17 protein-coding genes are annotated in these 20650 nt (G+C 54.4%); 9 read left to right on the top strand and 8 right to left on the bottom strand.

Going from position 1 to position 20650, the window contains the following annotated elements:
- Nucleotides 1-53 precede the first annotated feature (53 nt).
- Both JQR86_RS12120 and ppsA read right to left on the bottom strand, forming a co-directional pair.
- Nucleotides 54-1022, bottom strand: a complete 969-nt coding sequence (locus tag JQR86_RS12120; protein ID WP_407363132.1) for an alpha/beta fold hydrolase — start codon at nucleotides 1020-1022, stop codon at nucleotides 54-56.
- 55 nt (nucleotides 1023-1077) lie between these two features.
- A complete protein-coding gene (ppsA, locus tag JQR86_RS12125; RefSeq protein WP_074827387.1) occupies nucleotides 1078-3447 on the bottom strand; it encodes a phosphoenolpyruvate synthase in 2370 nt (789 codons plus the stop codon).
- 206 nt (nucleotides 3448-3653) lie between these two features.
- Between ppsA and ppsR the strand changes: the two genes are divergently transcribed.
- The 6 genes from ppsR to JQR86_RS12155 all read left to right on the top strand — a co-directional run bounded on the left by ppsR (nucleotide 3654) and on the right by JQR86_RS12155 (nucleotide 9711).
- Nucleotides 3654-4472 (top strand): posphoenolpyruvate synthetase regulatory kinase/phosphorylase PpsR, encoded by an 819-nt coding sequence (ppsR, locus tag JQR86_RS12130; RefSeq protein ID WP_010797790.1) that lies wholly within the window; start codon nucleotides 3654-3656, stop codon nucleotides 4470-4472.
- A gap of 119 nt (nucleotides 4473-4591) precedes the next feature.
- Nucleotides 4592-5113: an ATP-dependent zinc protease family protein gene (locus JQR86_RS12135; RefSeq protein ID WP_051370192.1), complete on the top strand. Its 522-nt coding sequence runs from the start codon at nucleotides 4592-4594 to the stop codon at nucleotides 5111-5113.
- Nucleotides 5114-5129: 16 nt separating this feature from the next.
- Nucleotides 5130-6665: an inactive transglutaminase family protein gene (locus JQR86_RS12140; protein ID WP_074827389.1), complete on the top strand. Its 1536-nt coding sequence runs from the start codon at nucleotides 5130-5132 to the stop codon at nucleotides 6663-6665.
- A gap of 1 nt (nucleotide 6666) precedes the next feature.
- A complete protein-coding gene (locus tag JQR86_RS12145) occupies nucleotides 6667-7659 on the top strand; it encodes an alpha-L-glutamate ligase-like protein (RefSeq protein ID WP_239380403.1) in 993 nt (330 codons plus the stop codon).
- Nucleotides 7660-7663: 4 nt separating this feature from the next.
- Nucleotides 7664-9067 carry an aminodeoxychorismate synthase component I gene (gene pabB / locus JQR86_RS12150; RefSeq protein ID WP_286788194.1) on the top strand — a complete coding sequence of 468 codons (1404 nt, stop codon included), beginning with the start codon at nucleotides 7664-7666 and terminating at the stop codon, nucleotides 9065-9067.
- 23 nt (nucleotides 9068-9090) lie between these two features.
- A complete protein-coding gene (locus JQR86_RS12155; protein ID WP_010797785.1) occupies nucleotides 9091-9711 on the top strand; it encodes a phosphoadenosine phosphosulfate reductase family protein in 621 nt (206 codons plus the stop codon).
- 50 nt (nucleotides 9712-9761) lie between these two features.
- Here the strand turns inward: JQR86_RS12155 and JQR86_RS12160 are convergent, their stop codons facing one another.
- Nucleotides 9762-11057, bottom strand: a complete 1296-nt coding sequence (locus JQR86_RS12160) for an MFS transporter (RefSeq protein ID WP_150347701.1) — start codon at nucleotides 11055-11057, stop codon at nucleotides 9762-9764.
- Between the two features lie 169 nt (nucleotides 11058-11226).
- On the opposite strand from JQR86_RS12160, the gene JQR86_RS12165 reads away from it, so the two are divergent.
- Together JQR86_RS12165 and JQR86_RS12170 are read left to right on the top strand one after the other, a co-directional pair.
- Nucleotides 11227-12966 carry an IlvD/Edd family dehydratase gene (locus tag JQR86_RS12165; protein WP_434153641.1) on the top strand — a complete coding sequence of 580 codons (1740 nt, stop codon included), beginning with the start codon at nucleotides 11227-11229 and terminating at the stop codon, nucleotides 12964-12966.
- Nucleotides 12967-13052: 86 nt separating this feature from the next.
- The gene (locus JQR86_RS12170) at nucleotides 13053-13766 is read left to right on the top strand and encodes a FadR/GntR family transcriptional regulator (protein WP_074827402.1); all 714 of its coding nucleotides are present in this window, start codon (nucleotides 13053-13055) and stop codon (nucleotides 13764-13766) included.
- Between the two features lie 46 nt (nucleotides 13767-13812).
- Here JQR86_RS12170 and JQR86_RS12175 read toward each other — a convergent pair whose 3' ends face one another.
- Nucleotides 13813-15399, bottom strand: a complete 1587-nt coding sequence (locus JQR86_RS12175) for an aldehyde dehydrogenase (NADP(+)) (protein ID WP_125888922.1) — start codon at nucleotides 15397-15399, stop codon at nucleotides 13813-13815.
- Nucleotides 15400-15611: 212 nt separating this feature from the next.
- Nucleotides 15612-16607, bottom strand: a complete 996-nt coding sequence (gene araD1, locus JQR86_RS12180) for an AraD1 family protein (protein WP_434153642.1) — start codon at nucleotides 16605-16607, stop codon at nucleotides 15612-15614.
- Between the two features lie 110 nt (nucleotides 16608-16717).
- Here araD1 and JQR86_RS12185 point away from each other — a divergent pair, with 110 nt between their 5' ends.
- Complete coding sequence (locus JQR86_RS12185) at nucleotides 16718-17680, top strand: LysR family transcriptional regulator (protein ID WP_312271415.1); 963 nt, start codon at nucleotides 16718-16720, stop codon at nucleotides 17678-17680.
- Here the strand turns inward: JQR86_RS12185 and JQR86_RS12190 are convergent.
- From JQR86_RS12190 to JQR86_RS12200, 3 genes are all read right to left on the bottom strand, one after another.
- Nucleotides 17670-18827 carry an aldose epimerase family protein gene (locus tag JQR86_RS12190; protein ID WP_125888924.1) on the bottom strand — a complete coding sequence of 386 codons (1158 nt, stop codon included), beginning with the start codon at nucleotides 18825-18827 and terminating at the stop codon, nucleotides 17670-17672. The two genes, JQR86_RS12185 and JQR86_RS12190, sit on opposite strands and share 11 nt — an antisense overlap.
- Before the next feature lie 125 nt (nucleotides 18828-18952).
- Nucleotides 18953-19927, bottom strand: coding sequence for an HTH-type transcriptional regulator CysB (cysB, locus tag JQR86_RS12195; RefSeq protein ID WP_074827412.1), 975 nt, complete (start codon nucleotides 19925-19927; stop codon nucleotides 18953-18955).
- An 84-nt stretch (nucleotides 19928-20011) separates the two neighbouring features.
- Nucleotides 20012-20503, bottom strand: coding sequence for a universal stress protein (locus tag JQR86_RS12200; RefSeq protein WP_019365963.1), 492 nt, complete (start codon nucleotides 20501-20503; stop codon nucleotides 20012-20014).
- Nucleotides 20504-20650 lie beyond the last annotated feature (147 nt).

Raw genomic sequence — 20650 nt, forward strand, 5'->3', positions numbered from 1 at the left:
CTCCTAACGATATCGCCCGCTGCGCATTGGACTCCTGAGTGAATCCAGGGCTACTATTCAGTCAGTTCGATACTAGGTGCAACATCCTGCTTTTGTGAAGCTTTTTCGATACTGGTCAGCCATTCTGAAATTAGCCCGCTAAAGTGCCGATGTGCTTCCCGCGCCATGAAAGGCGAGGCATGACTCATACCGTTTTCGCAGGAAAGAAGCTGACCTAGAGAAATGAAATCCTTATACTGCCCTCCGAAACGGTCAAACAGCATTCGGCACGCCTCAGCGCTCACCAGTGGGTCATTGGCAGCTGCCAGTCCCAGTACAGGTATTGAGAGCGAAGACAATCGCGTTAGCAGCCGGTCCCGCTCGGAGCGACTACTGCCCAGTGCACGCTCATCCTGAAGTGCCTTTAGCAGTACCTTTGGCTCATCCTCAGGACCAACGCCTACTCCATGGCCGGAGATAGTCGAGCGCATTTTTTCCCGCCACGACAGCAGCCCCCACAGACGGTCGGACGTGGCAACGCCCAACAAGCCCAGCGACTTGACTGAGCGCTCGGCCAGCCATTCGTTGAGAACGCTCAAAACAACCGCAAGCCCGCCCTGCCCGTGCCCTATCCAGTGACCTGGCAACCCCGATTGCTCCTCTACAAAGGCTGCAATTGCTGGAAGGTCATAGCGTGCATAGTCAGATAATTGATTGCTCACATACTCCAGGTTGCGTGGTGAGCAGCCATGACCGCGCATCTCGGCAATCCAGACGTCGAATCCGGCATCGACAAGCTCGACACCCAGCCCTGTACCGCTCGCGGAATACCACGTAAAACGATTACCAAAGGCACCATGAACGAGGATAACGGGAGGTCTGTAGGGCGCTTGCCGGTTCAGCCGCCCAAGGCGTGTCAGAGACAGTTCAACACTAAGGTCTGAGCTATTGTTGGGCTTGAGAAGGTACACATCTTCGGTTAAGTCCCCGTATAACTCGGCGCGCACGAGCGCAACAGGGAAAAGCTGGCTACTGCTTTGCATAATTACCGTTACATAAAAAGGCGGGGTTACCCCCGCCTGTGAATGACGCGCTATTTTAAGCCTGTCCCTCGGCCAAGAAGAACCATGTATCAAGCACGGAATCCGGATTGAGCGATACGCTTTCGATTCCCTGATCCATCAGCCACTTGGCCAGGTCAGGATGATCGGACGGGCCCTGACCGCAAATACCAATGTATTTACCGGCCTTGTTACAAGCCGCGATGGCCTGAGCCAGGAGCTTCTTGACGGCTGGATTACGCTCATCGAAAAGATGAGCAATGATGCCAGAATCACGATCCAGGCCCAGCGTCAATTGAGTCATGTCATTAGAGCCGATGGAGAAACCATCGAAATACTCAAGGAACTCTTCAGCCAGAAGCGCATTGGAAGGCAACTCGCACATCATGATCACGCGCAGGCCATTTTCGCCACGCTTGAGCCCGTAGGTCCCCAACAGATCAACTACCTGGGAGGCCTCTTCAAGAGTACGAACGAAAGGAACCATAAGCTCGACATTGGTCAGACCCATTTCGTTACGCACTTTTTTCATGGCACGGCATTCAAGCTCGAAGCAGTCGCGGAAAGACTCGCTGATATAGCGAGAAGCACCACGGAACCCAAGCATCGGGTTTTCTTCTTCAGGCTCGTACAGTTTGCCACCAATGAGGTTGGCGTACTCGTTGGATTTGAAGTCGGACAGGCGGACAATGACCTTTTTGGGCCAGAACGCTGCAGCCAGCGTGCTAACACCCTCGACCAGCTTTTCGACGTAAAAGCCTACCGGATCGCTATAGCCAGCCGTACGCTTGTCGACGTTTTCCTTGATATCCAGCGGCAGACTGTCGTAATTGAGTAGCGCCTTGGGATGCACGCCGATCATGCGATTGATGATGAACTCAAGGCGCGCCAGTCCAACGCCTGCATTGGGCAATTGGGCGAAGTCGAATGCTCGATCTGGATTTCCTACATTCATCATGATTTTGAATGGCAGATCAGGCATGGCATCTACCGAGCTTTGACGGACATCGAAGCTCAATTCACCTTCGTAGATCAGGCCCGCGTCACCCTCTGCGCATGAGACGGTTACGACCTGCCCATCACTAAGGCGCTCGGTTGCATTGCCACACCCCACTACAGCTGGAATACCCAGCTCACGAGCGATGATTGCTGCGTGACACGTCCGGCCGCCGCGGTTGGTGACGATAGCGCTGGCGCGCTTCATGACCGGCTCCCAGTCGGGATCGGTCATATCGGAAACCAAGACATCGCCCGGCATGACGCGATCCATTTCGGAAACATCACGGATGACCTTGACCGGGCCTGCACCGATACGCTGGCCGATCGCACGCCCTTCAACAATGACCTGCCCCTTTTCCTTGAGCAGGTAGCGCTCCATTACTGTTGCACTGGCACGGCTCTTGACGGTCTCGGGGCGCGCCTGAACGATATAGAGCTTGCCATCATCTCCATCCTTGGCCCACTCGATATCCATCGGGCGACCATAATGCTTTTCAATGATGAGTGCCTGCTTGGCAAGCTCGGTGACCTCATCATCGGTAATGCTGAAGCGTGCACGCTCGGCAGCCTCAACATCGACGGTTTTGACAGAGCGCCCCGCCTTGGCCTCCTCGCCATAAATCATCTTGATAGCCTTGCTACCCAGATTACGGCGAAGGATTGCAGGCCGCCCCGCCTCCAGCGTGGACTTGTGTACGTAGAATTCATCAGGGTTGACGGCACCCTGGACAACGGTCTCACCCAGGCCATAAGCACCTGTGATAAAGACCACATCCCGGAAACCCGACTCGGTGTCCAGTGTAAACATCACGCCTGCCGCCCCTGTTTCGGAGCGAACCATGCGCTGCACCCCAGCCGATAGCGCGACGAGCTTGTGATCGAAGCCCTGGTGTACGCGGTAAGCAATGGCCCGGTCGTTGAACAGCGATGCAAAGACCTCTTTGGCCGCTCGGATGACGTTGTCTACACCGCGTATATTCAGGAACGTTTCCTGCTGACCGGCAAAGGAGGCATCCGGCAGGTCTTCTGCCGTAGCGGAAGACCGCACGGCAACCGCCAGATTGTCATTTCCTGCCGACAGCTGTGCGAAGGCCGTTCTGATCTCAGTATCCAGACGAGCCGGAAATTCGGCGTCCATGATCCACTGCCGGATTTCGGCGCCTGTTTTAGCCAACGCGGTAACATCGTCGACATCTAACGCGTCCAGAGCGGCATGGATACGGTCATTAAGCCCGCTTTGCTCAAGGAAGTCCCGATAGGCCTGTGCAGTAGTAGCAAAACCGCCAGGAACCGAAACACCCGCACCCGCCAGGTTGCTGATCATTTCGCCAAGGGATGCGTTTTTGCCGCCCACTTGCTCAACATCGTGCACCCCGAGTTTATCCAGGGAAACTACGTACTCGTCCAAGGTGATCTCTCCATATTTGTATTTGTGGGAAAGCTCGTACGCAACTGGCACGTTCACACTGGGTCTTTATTCCAGAATCAGTAGAATTCGTTTTATCGACTGGCTACAGGCGCCAAGTACTTTTAAAAAAGTGCCAGTCTTCCAGCAGCCTTTACGAAGCACCTTACGATAAAATCAAAAACCACTGTCTCGGGAGTTTCACCCTGATGAAACGAACCGCCTTCTTTATTTCCGACGGTACCGGCATTACTGCCGAAACCCTCGGCCAAAGCTTACTCGCTCAATTCGAGAACATCAGCTTTACAAAACTGACCCGGCCCTATATCGACACCGTGGAAAAAGCCCGGGCCATGGTACAGCAAATCAACAACGCCGCCGTGTCAGACGGTGCGCGCCCCATTATTTTCGACACCATCGTCAATCGGGAAATACGCGCGATTCTCGACCAGTCGAATGGGTTCATGATTGACATCTTTTCCACTTTTTTATCCCCGCTTGAGCAGGAGTTGTGTGCTGAATCGTCATATTCGGTCGGTAAATCACACTCCATGATGCATAACGCCAATTATATGCAACGTATCGAGGCCGTGAATTTTGCTCTGGAAAACGACGACGGCGCGCGTACGCAACACTACGACAAGGCTGATTTGATTTTGGTCGGTGTCTCCCGGTGCGGCAAAACGCCCACCTGCCTTTATATGGCGCTCCAGTTTGGAATTCGAGCAGCGAACTATCCTTTAACCGAGGAGGACATGGAGCGCTTGCAACTGCCTGCCTCGCTCAAGGCACAAAAGAACAAACTGTTTGGTCTGACAATCGACCCTGACCGCCTATCGGCGATTCGGCACGAGCGCCGGCCCAATAGCCGATATGCCAGTTTTGCCCAGTGCGAGTTTGAGGTCCGGGAAGTAGAAAGCCTGTTCCGACGTGAAAATCTTCCGTCTATCAATTCAACCCATTTCTCTGTTGAAGAGATCGCCGCCAAGATTCTGGTAGAGAAAGGTGTTGAGCGCCGCCTAAAGTGATACGTCGCAGCAGGCTTCACTGGTTTAGAAAGGGGCCCATGCTAGAATGCGCCCTTTTGACTGACGCACTGTGCCGGAAGCCATCCTCCGCTGGCACATGCCTGGCCTGCACTAGCTTGATGAAATCTTTAATTTATCTACTGTTTAGCGTGCCCCTGCTATGGAGCACCCTGTGCTTTTCAAGCGAGAAGCGAACGTATGGCCTGCATGAAAATGTGTATCTGCCGGAGCTAAATTTACACCTTAAAGCAAAGCTTGATACGGGTGCAGAAACCGCCTCCTTGAGTGCACACCGCATCCATCTATTTACCCGTAGCGGGGAGCGCTGGGTGCGCTTTTCTCTGGCTATTGATCAGGCCCATGACATTACGCTGGAGCGCCCTCTGCTTCGTGTAAGCCATATCAAGCGGCGGCATGCAGACCACACACCAGGGGTCGAACCCAAGATGCATACCAGTCGTCCCGTTATTCCAATGGTTATCTGCATGGGAAATGAGAGGCATACGATTGAGGTCAATCTTACGAACCGTAGCCACTTTGACTTTCCCTTGCTGATTGGCAGCAAGGCACTCAGGCGCTATGACGCCTTGATTGACGTCTCCCGCTCTTATCTGGCCGGTACTCCGGCATGCCCTATTTGAAAGTCGAGTAACCTGCATGCGCTCCATTAATTTGCATCTGAAGATTCTTATCACCGTTCTGGTTCTACTTGGCGTATCCATTACCGCCTACCAGATCTTTGGGCTGGGCATTCCGATCACTCAGGATGAAACGGATGAGTTATGGAGCATCGATGCCAAGGTTACGTTTACTGCCACACCCCACGTGCCCGTCAAAGTACAACTGTTCGTTCCCCCCTTGACGCAAGGCTACGTCAGCCTTAACGAGAGCTTTGTCTCCAATAACTACGGCGTTAACGTCAGCCGTATAGAGGGTAACCGACAGCTGACCTGGTCTGCACGACGCGCCAAAGGCGACCAGACCCTGTATTACCGTCTGGTTATGACCAAGCGTTTTGGAAGTGACAAGCCACGAGAAGAAAAAGGCCCGGTTACTCGAGACCCTATTGTTCTGCCGGAAGGTCCTGAGCGCCTGGCCGCTGAAGCCTTGATCGCGCCTATCCGCCAGCACTCAGCGGATGTGGAAACATTCATCAGCGAAGCCATCAGGCGCGTCAATAACGTCAATGACGACAACGTAAAGCTGTTACTCAATGGTGACACCAGTATCACTAAGCGTGCACAGACCGTCGATCTGCTGGTGTCGCTGGCACGTGTACCCCTGGAAAAGGTTCACACCCTGCGCCTTGTCGCCCACATTCAGCAAAATCCGGAACTCTGGCTGCGCAGCTATAACGGCAAGGACTGGATCTATTTCAATCCTGAAACAGGCGAGCGCGGTCTACCGTCCGATCGCATGATCTGGTGGAGCGGTGACGGTCAACTGCTGAACCTCGATGGCGGTCGTAAAGCGAATGTGACGTTCACGCTGGACAGCAGCCAGATGAATGCCATTCGCCTGGCTCAGCTCACCAATTCGAGTGTGGAGACGGCCTTCATGGATTATTCCCTGTACGGCCTACCCCTCCAGACCCAGCAGACCTACCAGACGATGATCATGATTCCGCTTGGCGTGCTCGTGATTCTCATACTGCGAAATCTTATAGGCCTGCAGACATTGGGAACCTTTACACCGGTTCTGATTGCACTGGCTTTCCGGGAAACCGGCCTGCAGTGGGGCATCGGTCTGTTCACCGTGATCACTGCACTGGGCCTTTCCCTGCGTTCCTACCTGGAACACCTCCGCTTGCAGATGCTGCCTCGACTGTCGGTTGTACTGACGTTCGTCGTACTCATGATTGCCGCCATCAGCCTGTTCAGTCACAAATTGGGATTTGAAAACGGCCTTTCGGTTGCGCTCTTCCCAATGGTTATTCTGACCATGACCATTGAGCGACTCTCGATAACCTGGGAGGAGCGTGGCGCCAACCATGCTCTCAAGGTCGCCATCGGCACGTTGTTCGCAGGCTCGCTGGCTTATCTTCTGATGAAAATCCCACCGCTGGTGTATTTCGTATTTACGTTCCCGGCCGTCCTGTTGATTCTGGTGGGCTTCATGCTGGCAATGGGTCGTTATCGCGGTTATCGCCTGACGGAACTGGTTCGCTTCAAGGCCCTGCTGAAGGAAGACTGACATGTTCGGTTTGATCAAAACATGGAAGGCCCTTTCGGCTCGAGGGATCATGGGTATCAACCGGCGTAATGCCGATTATGTACTCAAGTACAACAAGCGCAGCCTGTACCCGGTCGTGGATGACAAAATCCTGACGAAGCAGCGAGCAATCGAGGCAGGCATCCATGTGCCGGATTTATACGGGATCATCTCGACAGAGCACGACATCGGGAAGATCGATACGATTATTGAGAACCATCAGGATTTCGTCGTTAAACCCGCACAGGGGGCTGGTGGCGACGGCATTCTGGTCATTGCCGACCGCTTTGAGGGGCGATTGAAAACAGTCTCCGGCAAGATGGTTAGCCGTTCGGACATGGAATATCACATCTCCAGCATCCTCTCGGGTCTCTATTCACTCGGTGGCCATAGAGATCGAGTACTCATCGAGTACCGGGTCATCCCTGATGAGCTGTTTCGCAATATCAGCTATGAAGGTGTTCCGGACATTCGAATTATCGTCTTGATGGGCTACCCCGTAATGGCCATGTTACGCCTGCCTACACGCCAGTCCGGCGGCAAGGCCAACCTGCACCAGGGTGCCATTGGTGTCGGAGTGGACCTGGCAACCGGACTTACGCTGCGTGGCACCTGGCTTAACGCCAAGATCGAAAAGCACCCGGATACCGCCCATCCTGTAGACGGCGTACAGTTGCCGGACTGGGACGGCTTCATGCGCCTGGCGGCTTCCTGTTATGAATTATCCGGGCTGGGTTACATTGGTGTTGACATGGTGCTCGACAAAGATAAAGGACCTCTGATTCTTGAACTCAATGCACGGCCTGGCCTGAATATTCAGATTGCCAATGACAGCGGACTTACCTTGCGAGCTCAGGCAGTAGAGGCTCGTCTCGCCGAAATGCAGGCCCAGGGTATCGTTGAAACAGCGGAAGAGCGTGTAGCCTTTTCTCAACGGTTATTCGGGCACGTCTCCTCATCTACCGTAACGCGCTGAACACATGCTCACCTGCACACTTTATCCGCTTGACTACCAAGCAGATCCCGGTGATTTCTTCGAGCGCATCCGTAATGCGGAGGGTGCTATTCTGCTGGACTCTGGCAGACCAACGGCCACACGTGGACGATATGACCTGCTTAGTGCCTGGCCGCTGGAGCAGCTCACCCCTTTAGCGGAGGAATCAGGGCATTCGTTTTTCGCTCGGCTTCGCCACGCACTCGGCAGGCTCGGAGCGGCGCAGCTTCCCACCGAAGTAGATCTGCCCTTTGCAGGTGGCGTGATGGGCTATCTGAGCTATGATTTTGGTCGCCAGCTGGAGCGTCTACCAGCTCAGGCCCAGGATGATCTGAGGTTGCCTGAGGCCAGACTGGGTCTGTATGGCTGGGCATTGATTAGCGATCATGAAAGACAGACCAGCCAGCTAGTATTTCATCCGATACTGAATGCCGCTGAACGCTCGCGCCTGATCGATCTCTTCACGAGTCCGGTTACTCCAAGCCAGGATCAAATTTTTTGCCTGAAAACCCCATTCCAGGCGAATCTGACTAAAGAGCGCTATCGCGAACAAATCGAGCGAACCCAGGCGTATATAAACGCCGGGGACTGTTATCAGATCAACTTCACACAGCGCTTTCAGGCGCCCTGCTCTGGATCGGACTGGCAAGCCTACCGCACCTTGCGAGCCGCCTGCCCTACGCCTTTTTCCGGTTATATGCCCATCCAGGGCGGTGCCATCCTCAGCCACTCACCTGAACGCTTCATTCAGGTGCATGACGGTCGGGTGGAAACACGCCCCATCAAAGGGACGCGACCACGCAGCCTGGACCCCGTACGAGACGCCGCCCTGGCAGATGAATTGCTGGCCAGTCCAAAAGATCGTGCCGAAAATGTAATGATCGTTGATCTTTTGCGTAATGACCTGGGACGCAGCTGCCGAATAGGCTCGGTCAAAGTCCCTGAGCTGTTTACATTGGAGAGCTATCCAAACGTGCATCACTTGGTGAGCAGTGTGACGGGTGAGCTTGCATCCGGTTGCGATGTATTCGATCTGCTGGCCGGAAGCTTTCCAGGCGGCTCAATCACCGGAGCCCCCAAGATTCGGGCAATGGAAATCATCGATGAGCTGGAGCCGACTCGCCGCTCCATCTACTGTGGCTCCCTGCTCTATATCGACGTGCGGGGCGAGATGGACAGCTCCATCGCTATTCGCAGTGTATTGATCAAGGACGGGATGGCCAGCTGCTGGGGCGGCGGTGCAATCGTCAGGGACTCAGAATGGCAAGACGAGTATGAGGAATCCATTGCCAAGGTACGAGTGTTATTGAATACCCTTGAGATGCATAGCCTGACGGATGCCGCTACGTCGTGCAGCCCAGACGGGGCTTTGTTACCATGCTCGTCTTGACTTATTAGCGTTGGAGCCTTGCCATGTCACTTGATCTGGACCGCATCAATGCCGAATTCGCCAATCAGCCTGAGCAGCTTGTTGCCTGGGCATTGGGTCTTGGCAAGCCGGCTATCTGCACGACCAATTTTCGTCCGTTTGAAGCGGTCATTCTTCACATGGTAACGCGCGTAAAGCCCGACATCCCTGTGGTATGGATGGACAATGGCTATAATACCGAGGCGACTTATCGCTTCGCCGATGAGGTCGCCCGCGCACTTAATCTCAACTTGATCACTTATCTACCCAAGCGCTCGCGGGCCCATCGCGAAGCTATTGAAGGTCCTGTGCCTGGATTAGACGATCCACGCCATGAGGCCTTTACCGAAGAAGTCAAACTTGAGCCGTTTACCCGCGCACTGCGGGAAATGGCACCCAGCGTATGGTTTACCGCATTGCGCGCAAGCGATACTGCAGTACGTGCCCAAATGCAGCCGGTCAGCATCAACCAGGATGGCCTGATCAAGGTTGCCCCCCTGCTGAACTGGACCTCTAAAGACCTGTATCAATATCTGGTGGAGCACAATCTGCCAAACAACTTCGATTACTTCGACCCCACCAAGGGCGAAGAAAACCGTGAGTGCGGCTTGCATATCCAGCACTGATAAAGCAAAAAGCCACTCATCAAGAGTGGCTTTTTTATGCAGCCTGCCGCTCAGGAAGATGGGGCAGTCTTGAGCGCAAGGCGCCGCTCCAGCTGGTTATACACGACCCATGTCATCAAAAGACCTATGCAAAGTACTCCTGCCAGGAAGTACAAACCGGACGATAATGTCCCGGTATAGGTTTTAAGTGCGCCAATACCAAACGGTCCGATATAACCTCCCAGGTTCCCCACCGAATTGATCAGCGCAATGGCAGCGGCGGCACTGGCACCCGAGAAAAAGCGGCCTGGTAGCGCCCAGAAGATTGCAGTGCAGGAAAACAGGCTGAAGGCCGCCAGACACAAAGCCCCCAATTGCAGTGCTGGTGCACTTAGGTAAGCACTGAAGAAGAAGCCTATGGCACCTAGCGCATACAGGACCGCCAGATGACCATAACGATCATTCAGGCGATCTGAACTGCGAGGAATAACCAAAAGACCAATAATGCCAAAGAGATAAGGAACGGACGAGACAAAGCCGGTCATGATGTCACTTCCGCCAAACTGATGAATCAGCGTCGGCAGCCACAAGCCCAGGCCGTAAATACTCAAGGTCACCGGCAGATAGAAGAGTGCCAGTAGCAGGACGCGCTTGTCCTTGAGTGCATGCAGTGGATTGCCATGACGTGTCTGGCCATATTCCTGCAAATCCTTTTCAAGTTCGTTTGCCAACCAGCGTTTCTCATCAGCCGATAGCCATTTCACCTTTGCCGGACCATCTGGCAGAAAACGCAAGGTTGGCCATGCGAGCAATACTGCAGGCGTACCGATAAGAATGAACAGCCACTGCCAGCCATGCAGACCCATTATGCCTTCCATGCCTAGCAAGGCGCCCGAGAGCGGACCAGTCACCATCATGGCAATGGGTTGCGACAGGATGAAAAATCCTAGGATCTTGCCGCGGTGACGTATGGGATACCACTGCGTGATGTAGTACAGCACCCCAGGAAAGAATCCCGCCTCCGCAATACCAAGTAGAAACCGCATTACATAGAAGCTGGTTGGCCCCTGGATGAAGGCCATGCCAATCGTAATGGCACCCCAGGTAATGAGGATCCGTGCAAACCAGCGGCGCGCTCCAAAGCGAGTCAGGAACAAATTGCTTGGCACTTCGAACAGGAAATATCCGATAAAGAACAGTCCTGCCCCCATCCCATAAGCCGCATCGCTGATGCCGATATCTGCCCCCATATGCAACTTGGCAAACCCGACAGCGGAACGGTCCACGTAGGCTACAAGGTACAGCAGGATAAGGAAGGGAATAAGTTTGAGTGTGATGAGGCGGATCAGCCGCATTTCTGGGCTCATAGCCAAGTCTCCGATTGTTTTTGTTATGTACGGCTTGAGCATAGCAGCCGCACTGGTGATATGGACTATAAAGTAATACTTTTTACTCAACAACACTTCACATGAAAGCTTATTAAGTCTAAATTCGGATAAATACTTCCGTTTAGTATGACAAATAAGAGTTAACAACATGTCTGAGAAAAAAACCCAGTTGCGCTCGGCCCAGTGGTTTGGCAATGCCGACAAGAACGGCTTCATGTATCGCAGCTGGATGAAGAACCAGGGCATCCCGGACCACGAGTTCCAGGGCAAACCCATCATCGGGATCTGCAACACCTGGTCCGAACTTACCCCTTGCAACGCTCACTTCCGCAAGATTGCCGAGCACGTTAAGCGCGGCGTCTACGAAGCCGGCGGCTTTCCCGTCGAGTTTCCCGTTTTCTCCAATGGCGAGTCCAACCTGCGCCCCACCGCCATGCTGACCCGTAACCTGGCCAGCATGGACGTGGAGGAAGCCATCCGCGGCAACCCGGTCGATGCCGTGGTGCTGCTGACCGGCTGCGACAAGACCACACCAGCGCTGTTGATGGGCGCGGCCAGCTGCGACGTACCCGCCATCGTGGTGACCGGCGGGCCGATGCTTAACGGCAAGCACCACGGTCGCGACATCGGTGCCGGTACCATCGTCTGGCAGATGCACGAGGCCTATAAGGGTGGGCTGATCGACCTGAACGAGTTCCTCTCTGCTGAAGCCGGCATGTCCCGTTCGGCCGGTACCTGTAACACCATGGGTACTGCCTCCACCATGGCCTGCATGGCTGAAGCCCTGGGCACCTCGCTTCCGCATAACGCTGCGATCCCAGCCGTGGATTCGCGTCGCTATGTACTGGCGCACCTCTCCGGCATGCGCATCGTGGACATGGTGCATGAGGACCTTCGCCTGTCGAAGATCCTGACCAAGGAAGCCTTCGAGAATGCCATCCGGGTTAACGCCGCCATCGGCGGTTCGACCAATGCCGTGATTCACCTCAAGGCCATCGCCGGACGTATGGGCGTAAACCTTGAGCTGGACGACTGGACGCGGGTCGGTCGCGGTACGCCCACCATTGTCGACCTGCAGCCGTCCGGTCGCTTCCTAATGGAAGAATTCTACTACTCCGGTGGCTTGCCTGCAGTGATTCGCCGAATGGGCGAGGCAAACCTGCTGCCGCACCCTGATGCCCTGACTGCCAATGGCCAATCGATCTGGCAGAACTGTGCCGAGGCGCCGATCTATGGCAAGGATGAGGTTATTCGTACGCTGGATAATCCCATCCGCAAGGACGGCGGCATCTGCGTGTTACGGGGCAACCTGGCACCCAAGGGAGCAGTGCTCAAACCCTCTGCTGCCACACCGGAGCTGATGCAGCACCGGGGCCGTGCGGTGGTGTTCGAGAACCTGGAGCATTACAAGGAGCGTGTGCTCGACCCGGACCTGGATATCGACGAGACCTGCGTCATGGTGCTCAAGAACTGCGGACCAAAAGGGTATCCGGGCATGGCTGAGGTGGGCAACATGGGTCTGCCACCCAAGCTGCTGGCCAAGGGCATTACCGACATGGTGCGTATTTCCGACGCGCGCATGAGTGGGACGGCCTACGGGACGGTGGTGCTGCACGTAGCGCCGGAGGCTTCGGCAGGTGGTCCGCTGGCGGTGGTGCGTGACGGTGACATGATCGAGCTGGACTGCGAGAACGGCCGCCTGCATCTGGATATCAGCGATGAAGAGCTGCAGGCCCGCTTGGCGGACTGGCAGGACCCGAACGCCAACCTGCTCGGTGGCGGTTACCGCAAGCTGTACGTGGACCACGTGCTGCAGGCCGATGAGGGCTGTGATTTTGACTTCCTCGTCGGCTGCCGTGGCTCCGAGGTGCCGAGACATTCACATTGAGTGAGTTCTCAACGCCCCTTTCCGCATTGGCGAGGGGCGAATGTTATGATGCGCGGCCTCGAAACAGGATCGCCACGTCGCGCCTCATGGAATATCGCAAACCTTCACTTCGCAAAAGCATGCATGCCCGAATCGTTCAGGAGTTGGGCCGGCATATCGTTTCTGGCCACTTTCCTGCAGACTCCAAGCTTCCGCCTGAAGCGTTGCTGTGCGAGGAGTATGCTGTCAGCCGCCCGGTGCTGCGCGAGGCAACCCGGGTCTTGGTAGCCAAAGGGCTTGTCTACTCCAAACCCAAGGTGGGCACGGTTGTCAGGCCTCGTCGCGAATGGCATATGCTTGATCCCGACGTACTGCACTGGCTGATGGAAACGACGCCACAAAACGATTTCTTCAACATGCTTTCAAGCGTGCGCTGCATTATAGAGCCCGCAGCCGCCGCGCTTGCTGCTACGCATGCCACACCTGATGACGTAGCGGCCATTGAGAACGCTTATCAGCGCATGGAAGCAGCCAAGACGCCGGAAGAGTGGTTACAACCGGACTTGGATTTCCACAGTCAGATTGCCGAAGCCACTCACAATGACCTCTTGGCTAACCTCTGCAACATGCTATCGCTGGCATTGCGCGAATCGCTCAAGCAATCAAACAGGCGTCCCAACCTTCATGAGTTCGCCCTTCCCCGCCATAAAGCGATCCTGACGGCTATTCAACATGGCGATGCCCTGGGCGCCAAACATGCCACCCTGGTACAACTAGAAGACGCACGTAAGGCTCTTACTCTGGTATTAGAGGGCGAATAGCCATAAAAAAGCCCCGGCACGCCGGGGCTTTTCATTAACGGAGCGATCAGCTCAGCGCATCGCGTGTCGTAACGCCGTTAACCAGACGGGCAATACCCAGCGGGTTAGCGTTCTTGAGTGGCTCAGGCAGCAATGCATCCGGGTAATTCTGGTAGCAGACCGGGCGCAGGAAGCGATCGATGGCCAACGTACCTACGGAGGTTCCGCGAGCATCGGACGTTGCCGGGTAAGGGCCACCATGAACCATGGAGTCACAGACCTCTACGCCGGTTGGATAACCATTGATCAACAGGCGCCCTGCTTTTTGCTCAAGCACAGCTGTCAGCTCAGCACCGTAGGTTTCCAAGTCACCCGGCTCGGCAATCAGCGTCGCAGTCAGCTGGCCATGCAGGCCATGCAATGCGCGAATCAGCTCGGCCTTATCGGCAACTTCTACCACAATGCTAGTTGGACCAAAAACCTCTTCCTGTAACAACTCATCACCTTCCAGCAGCAAGCTGACATCAGCCTTGAACAACTGTGGCTGAGCCTGATTGTTATTTTGCTGGGTTGCACCGGCAAGATGAGTAATACCGGAGTGAGCATTCAAATGCTCGAGACCTTTGACATAGCTCTTCAGGGTGCCTGCATTGAGCATGGTCTGCGCCGGCTGGTCATTCATGGTCGCGGCGAAACGCTCCAGGAATGCAGAGAACTCCGGCGAGCGAATGCCAATGATCAGGCCCGGGTTGGTACAGAACTGACCACATCCCAACACGACCGAAGCGGCCAGCTCGTTAGCCACATTATCGCCGCGCTGCTTGAGTGCTTCAGGCATCAGCAGAACCGGGTTGATACTGGACATTTCAGCAAAGACCGGGATCGGCTGAGGACGTGCAGCAGCCATATCACATAGTGCGCGACCACCTCGCAGCGAGCCCGTGAAACCGACCGCCTGGATGGCTGGGTGCTTGACGAGCTGCTCGCCGACGCCAGCGCCGTAGATCATATTGAAAACACCAGCCGGCATGCCAGTACGCTCAGCCGCACGAACAATGGCTTCAGCCACATATTCAGCTGTTCCCATGTGACCACTATGGGCCTTGAACACAACCGGGCAACCGGCAGCCAGCGCCGAAGCGGTGTCGCCGCCTGCGGTAGAGAATGCCAGCGGGAAGTTGCTTGCACCGAATACGGCTACTGGACCAAGACCGATACGGTATTGGCGCAGGTCTGGACGAGGCAGCGGCTTGCGGTCAGGCAAGGCACGGTCGATGCGCGCCCCGTAGAAATCACCACGACGCAGGACCTGAGCGAATAGGCGCATCTGTCCACTGGTGCGTCCACGCTCGCCTTGGATACGGCCAGCAGGCAATGCGGTTTCGCGGCAAACCAGCTGCACGAAATCGTCACCCAGCGCGTCCAGTTCGTCTGCAATGGCTTCCAAAAAGCTGGCACGCTTTTCAGCGCTCAGGCTGCGATAGATGGGATAAGCCTCTTGCGCAGCACGTGCAGCAGCATCAACTTCTTCAGGCGTAGCCTGATAGAACTTATACGATAACTGTTCTCCAGAGGTCGCATCCACGCTATAGACGATAGTTTCGCCTTTAGCACTACGCGCTCCGCCAACATAGTTATGTCCTGTGATCTGCATGCTTAACTCCTTGACCATAAAGGGTTTCAGGACACTGCGCGAGCCAATGCTCACGCAGATAAAATGAGAAGAACATCGGTGTCAGGCACTAAAGGTACATCCTGTCGGACTTTAAGTCATCATACAACATAGCAATTTAGTGATTTAACCGGCCTCTTATGAAGGCAGATTTAGCTGACAACCCACGTTTAAAGCACTTGATGTTCAGAAAGTTATAGCGCTTTGATGTTGCCTATTACGAAATCCGGCTTATGGGAAGCGATGCCATTGATCAGAGGTTTACCGAACTCAGGCATGCTGATTTCGAACCGATCTCCCGGCTGCGCCTTGATACCGTCAGCGAAGGACAGTGTAGCCGTTCCGAAAAAATGTACATGTACGTCGCCCGGACGCAAAAACTGGTTGTACTTGAAATGGTGATATTCAAGATTCGCCAGGCTGTGACACATATTCTCTTCGCCTGAAAGAAATTCCTTTTCCCAAAGGACCTCACCGTTACGGCGAATCCGGCTCATACCTGAAAGGTGGCGAGGCAGCTCACCTACTCGTAATTCAGGCCCAAATGCGCAACAGCGCAGTTTAGAGTGCGCTAGATAAAGGTAGTTTTTCCGTTCCATGACATGATCGGAAAACTCATTTCCCAGCGCAAAACCTACCCGATAAGGTTCCCCGTCATCACCGATGACATACAGGCCGGTCAATTCAGGCTCTTCACCGGCATCTTCGGCAAACTCGGGAAGGGAAAAATCCTCGCCCGGACGGACAACAATGCTGCCGTCACCCTTGTAGAACCATTCTGGCTGCGCCCCCACTTTACCGGCCGAAGGTCGTCCGCCTTCAAGTCCCCAGTTGAACATACGCATGCTGTCGGTCAACTTGGCTTCGTCCTGATTGTTATGCTGATGCATCTTGTCTCGCGTAGAAGCACTGCCCAGATGCGTAAGCCCAGTTCCGGTAACCAGGCAGTGGGCCGTATCGTCATGATCCAGCGGAGGTAATACGCGACGGGCTTCAAGCACACTGTCATAACTCGGCCCTGGCTCGGTACCCTGCGCCTGGACCTCAGCAACCAGATCACGTCCGTTTCGGATTGCATTCAGTGCCAGCTCACGTGTCGTGCGAACATTACGTACAATCTGGAGATTCTCGCTTTCAACCACTCCTACATGGCGCTGGCCTTCTGAAGTCTCAAATTGAATCAGTCTCATGGGGTTTGCTCTTATCGTTATGGGCTGAATGGATAGCGTATACTTTACGGCGCGCGCAGAACGCTGCCTAATGAGAGGTACTGATTAAGTGATAACCTTTGGTTATTCCCATGATTCCATCTTTGAATTCCATTTCATCGCGCCTACGCGTACGTCAGCTCAAGCTTCTCATTGCCCTTGAGGAGCATGGCTCACTGCACAAAGCTGCCGAGCAGGTTGCTATTACTCAACCGGGTGCAACGAAAGCCCTCCATGAAATTGAAGCGACACTAGGCGCCACCCTTTTTACACGTACCAGTCAGGGACTGGTGCCTAACGATCTGGGACGCTGCGTGACTCGATATGCGCGCCTCATTCAGTCTGACATTGCCCACCTCAGGGAAGAAATGATTGGCATCCTGCATGGTCAGGGTGGCCGGTTGTCCATTGGCGTTATCATGGGTGCGGTGCCGCTGCTCATGCAGTCGCTCAATCGGCTTCGCCAGAAACAGCCGGAACTGTCGATTCATATCGCGGAGGATACCAGCGCGCGATTGCTTGCCCTTCTCGACCAAGGGCGGGTAGACGTAGTGATTTGCCGAACCAGCGTAAGCACCCGGCCTGATGCGTATGAAAAGCTGATCGAACATCCAGAAAGCCTGGCGCTGGTGGCTCATCCCAACCATCCGCTGGCCGACGCATCACTTTCCAGTCTGGACGAGCTGACAGGCTATCGCTGGGTTGTCTATCCCTCCAACATGCCCATGCGCCTCGCGCTCGAACAGCAGTTTCGCCTTGCAGGGCTCGACTTCCCGCGCTATCCCATCGAAACGGCCTCTACGTTCACGATGCTTAGCCTGTTGCAGGAGGATCCGCATCTTCTGGCTGTGATGCCTAGCGATGTAGCGCTCTTCAGTGAACGCTTTGGCCTGCTCAAGCGGTTTTCCATTGACCTGCAAATCAACAGCGAGCCCTATAGCGTAGTCATTCGCCAAGGCATGGACGTCACCGCACCAGCCAAAATGTTAATTGAGGAATTAAGACAGGATATGGGGCTGACGGCGCAGCCCCATAGACAGGAGATTACTGCTTGAGGGTCGAAAACTTGTAGATGGTAGTCTGCTTGTATGTCTCGCCGGGGTTCAAGCGAGTGCTGGCAAAGTTGGGCTGGTTTGGCGCATCGGGGAAGTGCTGAGCCTCCAGCGTAAACGCTCCCCAGTGCGGATAAACCTTGCCCTGCTTACCTTTAATAGTGCCATCCAGGAAGTTGCTGGTATAAAACTGCACACCCGGCTCGGTTGTATACATCTCCAGGCGCCGCCCGGATGATGGATCAAAAGCCGTAACCGCTACGGCGTCGAGCTGGCCCGGCTTATCAAATGCCCAGTTGAAATCAAAGCCACCCTGTTTGGGCTCGGCATATTTCAGCTGTTGGTCGTTGTCACGAATGTGCGCACCGATAGCAGTCGGATGGACAAAGTCCATAGGCGTACCCTTCACATCAGCCAATTCCCCGGTTGGAATCAGCGTTGAATCAATCGGGGTGAACTTGGACGCATGGATAGTCACCTTTTGGTCAAGAATGGTCCCGTTGCCAGCGCCCGCCAGATTGAAATAACTGTGATTGGTCAGGTTGACTACCGTAGGCTTATCCGTCGTTGCGGTATATTCGATCTGCAACTCGTTATGCTCGTTGAGAGTGTAACGCACAGTAGTTGTGAGCGTGCCTGGAAAGCCCATCTCACCATCAGACGAAACATAGCTAAGCGATACGCCTTTCCAATCCTTGCCCTCGATAGGCTTGGCCTGCCATACCTTGGTATTGAAACCTTCCGGCCCGCCATGCAGGGCGTTTGGATCGTTATTGATCGGCACCTGATACGTCTTGCCATCAAGCTCGAACTTACCCTTGGCCAGGCGATTGCCGAATCGGCCGATCAGCGCACCAAAGTAAACGGTGCCGTTATCCAGATAGCCTTTCACATCATCAAAACCTAGAACGACATCTTCCATATGCCCTTTTGCATCGGGCACTTCAATGGATTGGACGATACCGCCATAAGTAATGATGCCAACTCGCATTCCGTTGCTGTTTTGTAACGTATAGCGCTCAATGGCACGGCCATCAGGAAGTGACCCGAACGGGGCACGATCAACATGCAACGAGCTGGCTTGGGAGAGTCCGGACATAAGAGCGAAACCTATACCTAGCAGAACAGCAGACTTTCGGGACACTTTCATCGTATGAACCTCGTATTGTTTTTCTTGTAAGGGACACCTGTGAGCCGCTGGAAAGCTCACCCCGTCACTCTGACACAAAATGAGACGAAGTGACTCCCTTTCTTTCATACGATGATTAGGAGAATCTAGTAGGTCGGCAATGTGACTTCAGCAAATAGGTCTTCAACTTCCTGGCGGCTATGGCACTGCATCGCCTGCACCAGGACTTCACGCGTCAGATGCGGGGCGAAACGACTAATGAAGTCACACATATATCCCCGCAGGAAGGTCCCCCGACGCAAGCCGATCTTGGTAATGCTGGCCTCGAACAATTCACTGGCGTCCAGCGCAACAAGGTCACTGTCGAGCTTATGGTCAACCGCCATATCCGCCACGATTCCCACCCCCAGACCGAGCCTTACATAGGTCTTGATAACGTCGGCATCGGCTGCGGTGAAAACGACTTTTGGCTCCAATCCTCGCCGGCTAAAGGCCTCATCCAGCTTGGAACGTCCTGTAAAACCGAATACGTAGGTGACGATGGGATGCTCGGCCAGGGCTTCCAGGGTGAGCTTGGGCACTTTGGCCAAGGGGTGACTATGTGGCACGATGACACATCGATTCCATCGATAGCAGGGCAGCATGATCAGATCACCAAAATGCTCAAGGCCTTCCGTTGCAATAGCAAAATCAACTGTGCCATCTGCTGCCATTTCAGCAATCTGCATAGGTGTACCCTGCTGCATGTGCAGGGCGACATCCGGATACTGCTTCATGAAATCACTGATCACATCCGGCAAGGCATAGCGGGCCTGGGTGTGCGTCGTGGAGATTGAAAGCGTGCCTTTCTTCTCGTTGGAGAACTCTTGAGCGATCTGCTTGATGCTTTCGCACTTACGCAGGATCTCACCAGCGGTCTGGATAATCCGCTCACCCGCTGGCGTAATGCGTGTCAGGTGCTTGCCGCTTCGAGCAAACACCTCTACCCCCAACTCATCCTCAAGCAACCGGATCTGCTTACTGATGCCTGGCTGGGAGGTATACAGGCTTTGCGCTGTTGCAGAAACATTGAGATCGTGATGCGCCACTTCCCATATGTACCTCAATTGCTGAAGCTTCATGATGGCTCCTTGCTATAGCTAACAGCACCGTTGTTATAACCTATACTAACGCACTACAAAAATATTTATAGCCATTGGTAATTATCAATGGCTGCGATGCTGCAACATGGGTACAAGATAGACAGGCACATCCGCCATTTGCAGAACTTTGCCTGCAGTACGTCCCAGCGGTGTATCCCAAGTGCTGCCATGACTATGACTGCCCAACACAATCAAATCGACAGCCAGATCATGGGACTGATCAAGAATGACCTGAGCGGGATCTCCCTGAACGACCCGCACCAAGCGGATACGGTCAAACTCCTGCGCAGTCTCCCCCATTTCATCGCGCAGACACTCAATCACGCGCTGCTCAATATTGGCTAAAACGGTATTGAAACCCTGCTTGTTCAATTGTGCCAACGTGGAGGCATCCATATAGGTTTGCAAAATCGAGTCAGCGAACAACCCCAAGGGTTCAACTGCATGTACGACATACAACTTAGCATCATGCGCTCGCGCCAAGGAAAGCGCATGCTGCAAGACAGAGGATGAGTAGATGCCCAGATCAGTTGCATAAAGAATCGATTGGATCAATTGGCCCCCTCAACTACTGACGTGGATGGCCGTCATACGACATGCCGAATTCTTATTCATCATAGGAAAGCGTAGCAGCGTATTGCCACTTCGCCGTGCAAAATGCTGGTAAATGCCTTAATTTGCGAACTTGGTTAGTTAACATCA

Origin of the sequence: Pseudomonas sp. JZ134 (assembly GCF_051027695.1) — a bacterium.
Lineage (GTDB): Bacteria > Pseudomonadota > Gammaproteobacteria > Pseudomonadales > Pseudomonadaceae > Chryseomonas > Chryseomonas luteola.

Coding starts and splice junctions, on each gene's coding strand:
- JQR86_RS12155 (WP_010797785.1), top strand. CDS start 9,091: ATGTCACTTGATCTGGACCGCATCAATGCCGAATTCGCCAATCAGCCT.
- JQR86_RS12190 (WP_125888924.1), bottom strand. CDS start 18,827: ATGAAAGTGTCCCGAAAGTCTGCTGTTCTGCTAGGTATAGGTTTCGCT.
- pabB (WP_286788194.1), top strand. CDS start 7,664: ATGCTCACCTGCACACTTTATCCGCTTGACTACCAAGCAGATCCCGGT.
- JQR86_RS12135 (WP_051370192.1), top strand. CDS start 4,592: ATGAAATCTTTAATTTATCTACTGTTTAGCGTGCCCCTGCTATGGAGC.
- JQR86_RS12185 (WP_312271415.1), top strand. CDS start 16,718: ATGATTCCATCTTTGAATTCCATTTCATCGCGCCTACGCGTACGTCAG.
- cysB (WP_074827412.1), bottom strand. CDS start 19,927: ATGAAGCTTCAGCAATTGAGGTACATATGGGAAGTGGCGCATCACGAT.
- araD1 (WP_434153642.1), bottom strand. CDS start 16,607: ATGAGACTGATTCAATTTGAGACTTCAGAAGGCCAGCGCCATGTAGGA.
- JQR86_RS12175 (WP_125888922.1), bottom strand. CDS start 15,399: ATGCAGATCACAGGACATAACTATGTTGGCGGAGCGCGTAGTGCTAAA.
- JQR86_RS12170 (WP_074827402.1), top strand. CDS start 13,053: ATGGAATATCGCAAACCTTCACTTCGCAAAAGCATGCATGCCCGAATC.
- JQR86_RS12145 (WP_239380403.1), top strand. CDS start 6,667: ATGTTCGGTTTGATCAAAACATGGAAGGCCCTTTCGGCTCGAGGGATC.
- ppsR (WP_010797790.1), top strand. CDS start 3,654: ATGAAACGAACCGCCTTCTTTATTTCCGACGGTACCGGCATTACTGCC.
- JQR86_RS12165 (WP_434153641.1), top strand. CDS start 11,227: ATGTCTGAGAAAAAAACCCAGTTGCGCTCGGCCCAGTGGTTTGGCAAT.
- JQR86_RS12120 (WP_407363132.1), bottom strand. CDS start 1,022: ATGCAAAGCAGTAGCCAGCTTTTCCCTGTTGCGCTCGTGCGCGCCGAG.
- JQR86_RS12160 (WP_150347701.1), bottom strand. CDS start 11,057: ATGAGCCCAGAAATGCGGCTGATCCGCCTCATCACACTCAAACTTATT.
- JQR86_RS12140 (WP_074827389.1), top strand. CDS start 5,130: ATGCGCTCCATTAATTTGCATCTGAAGATTCTTATCACCGTTCTGGTT.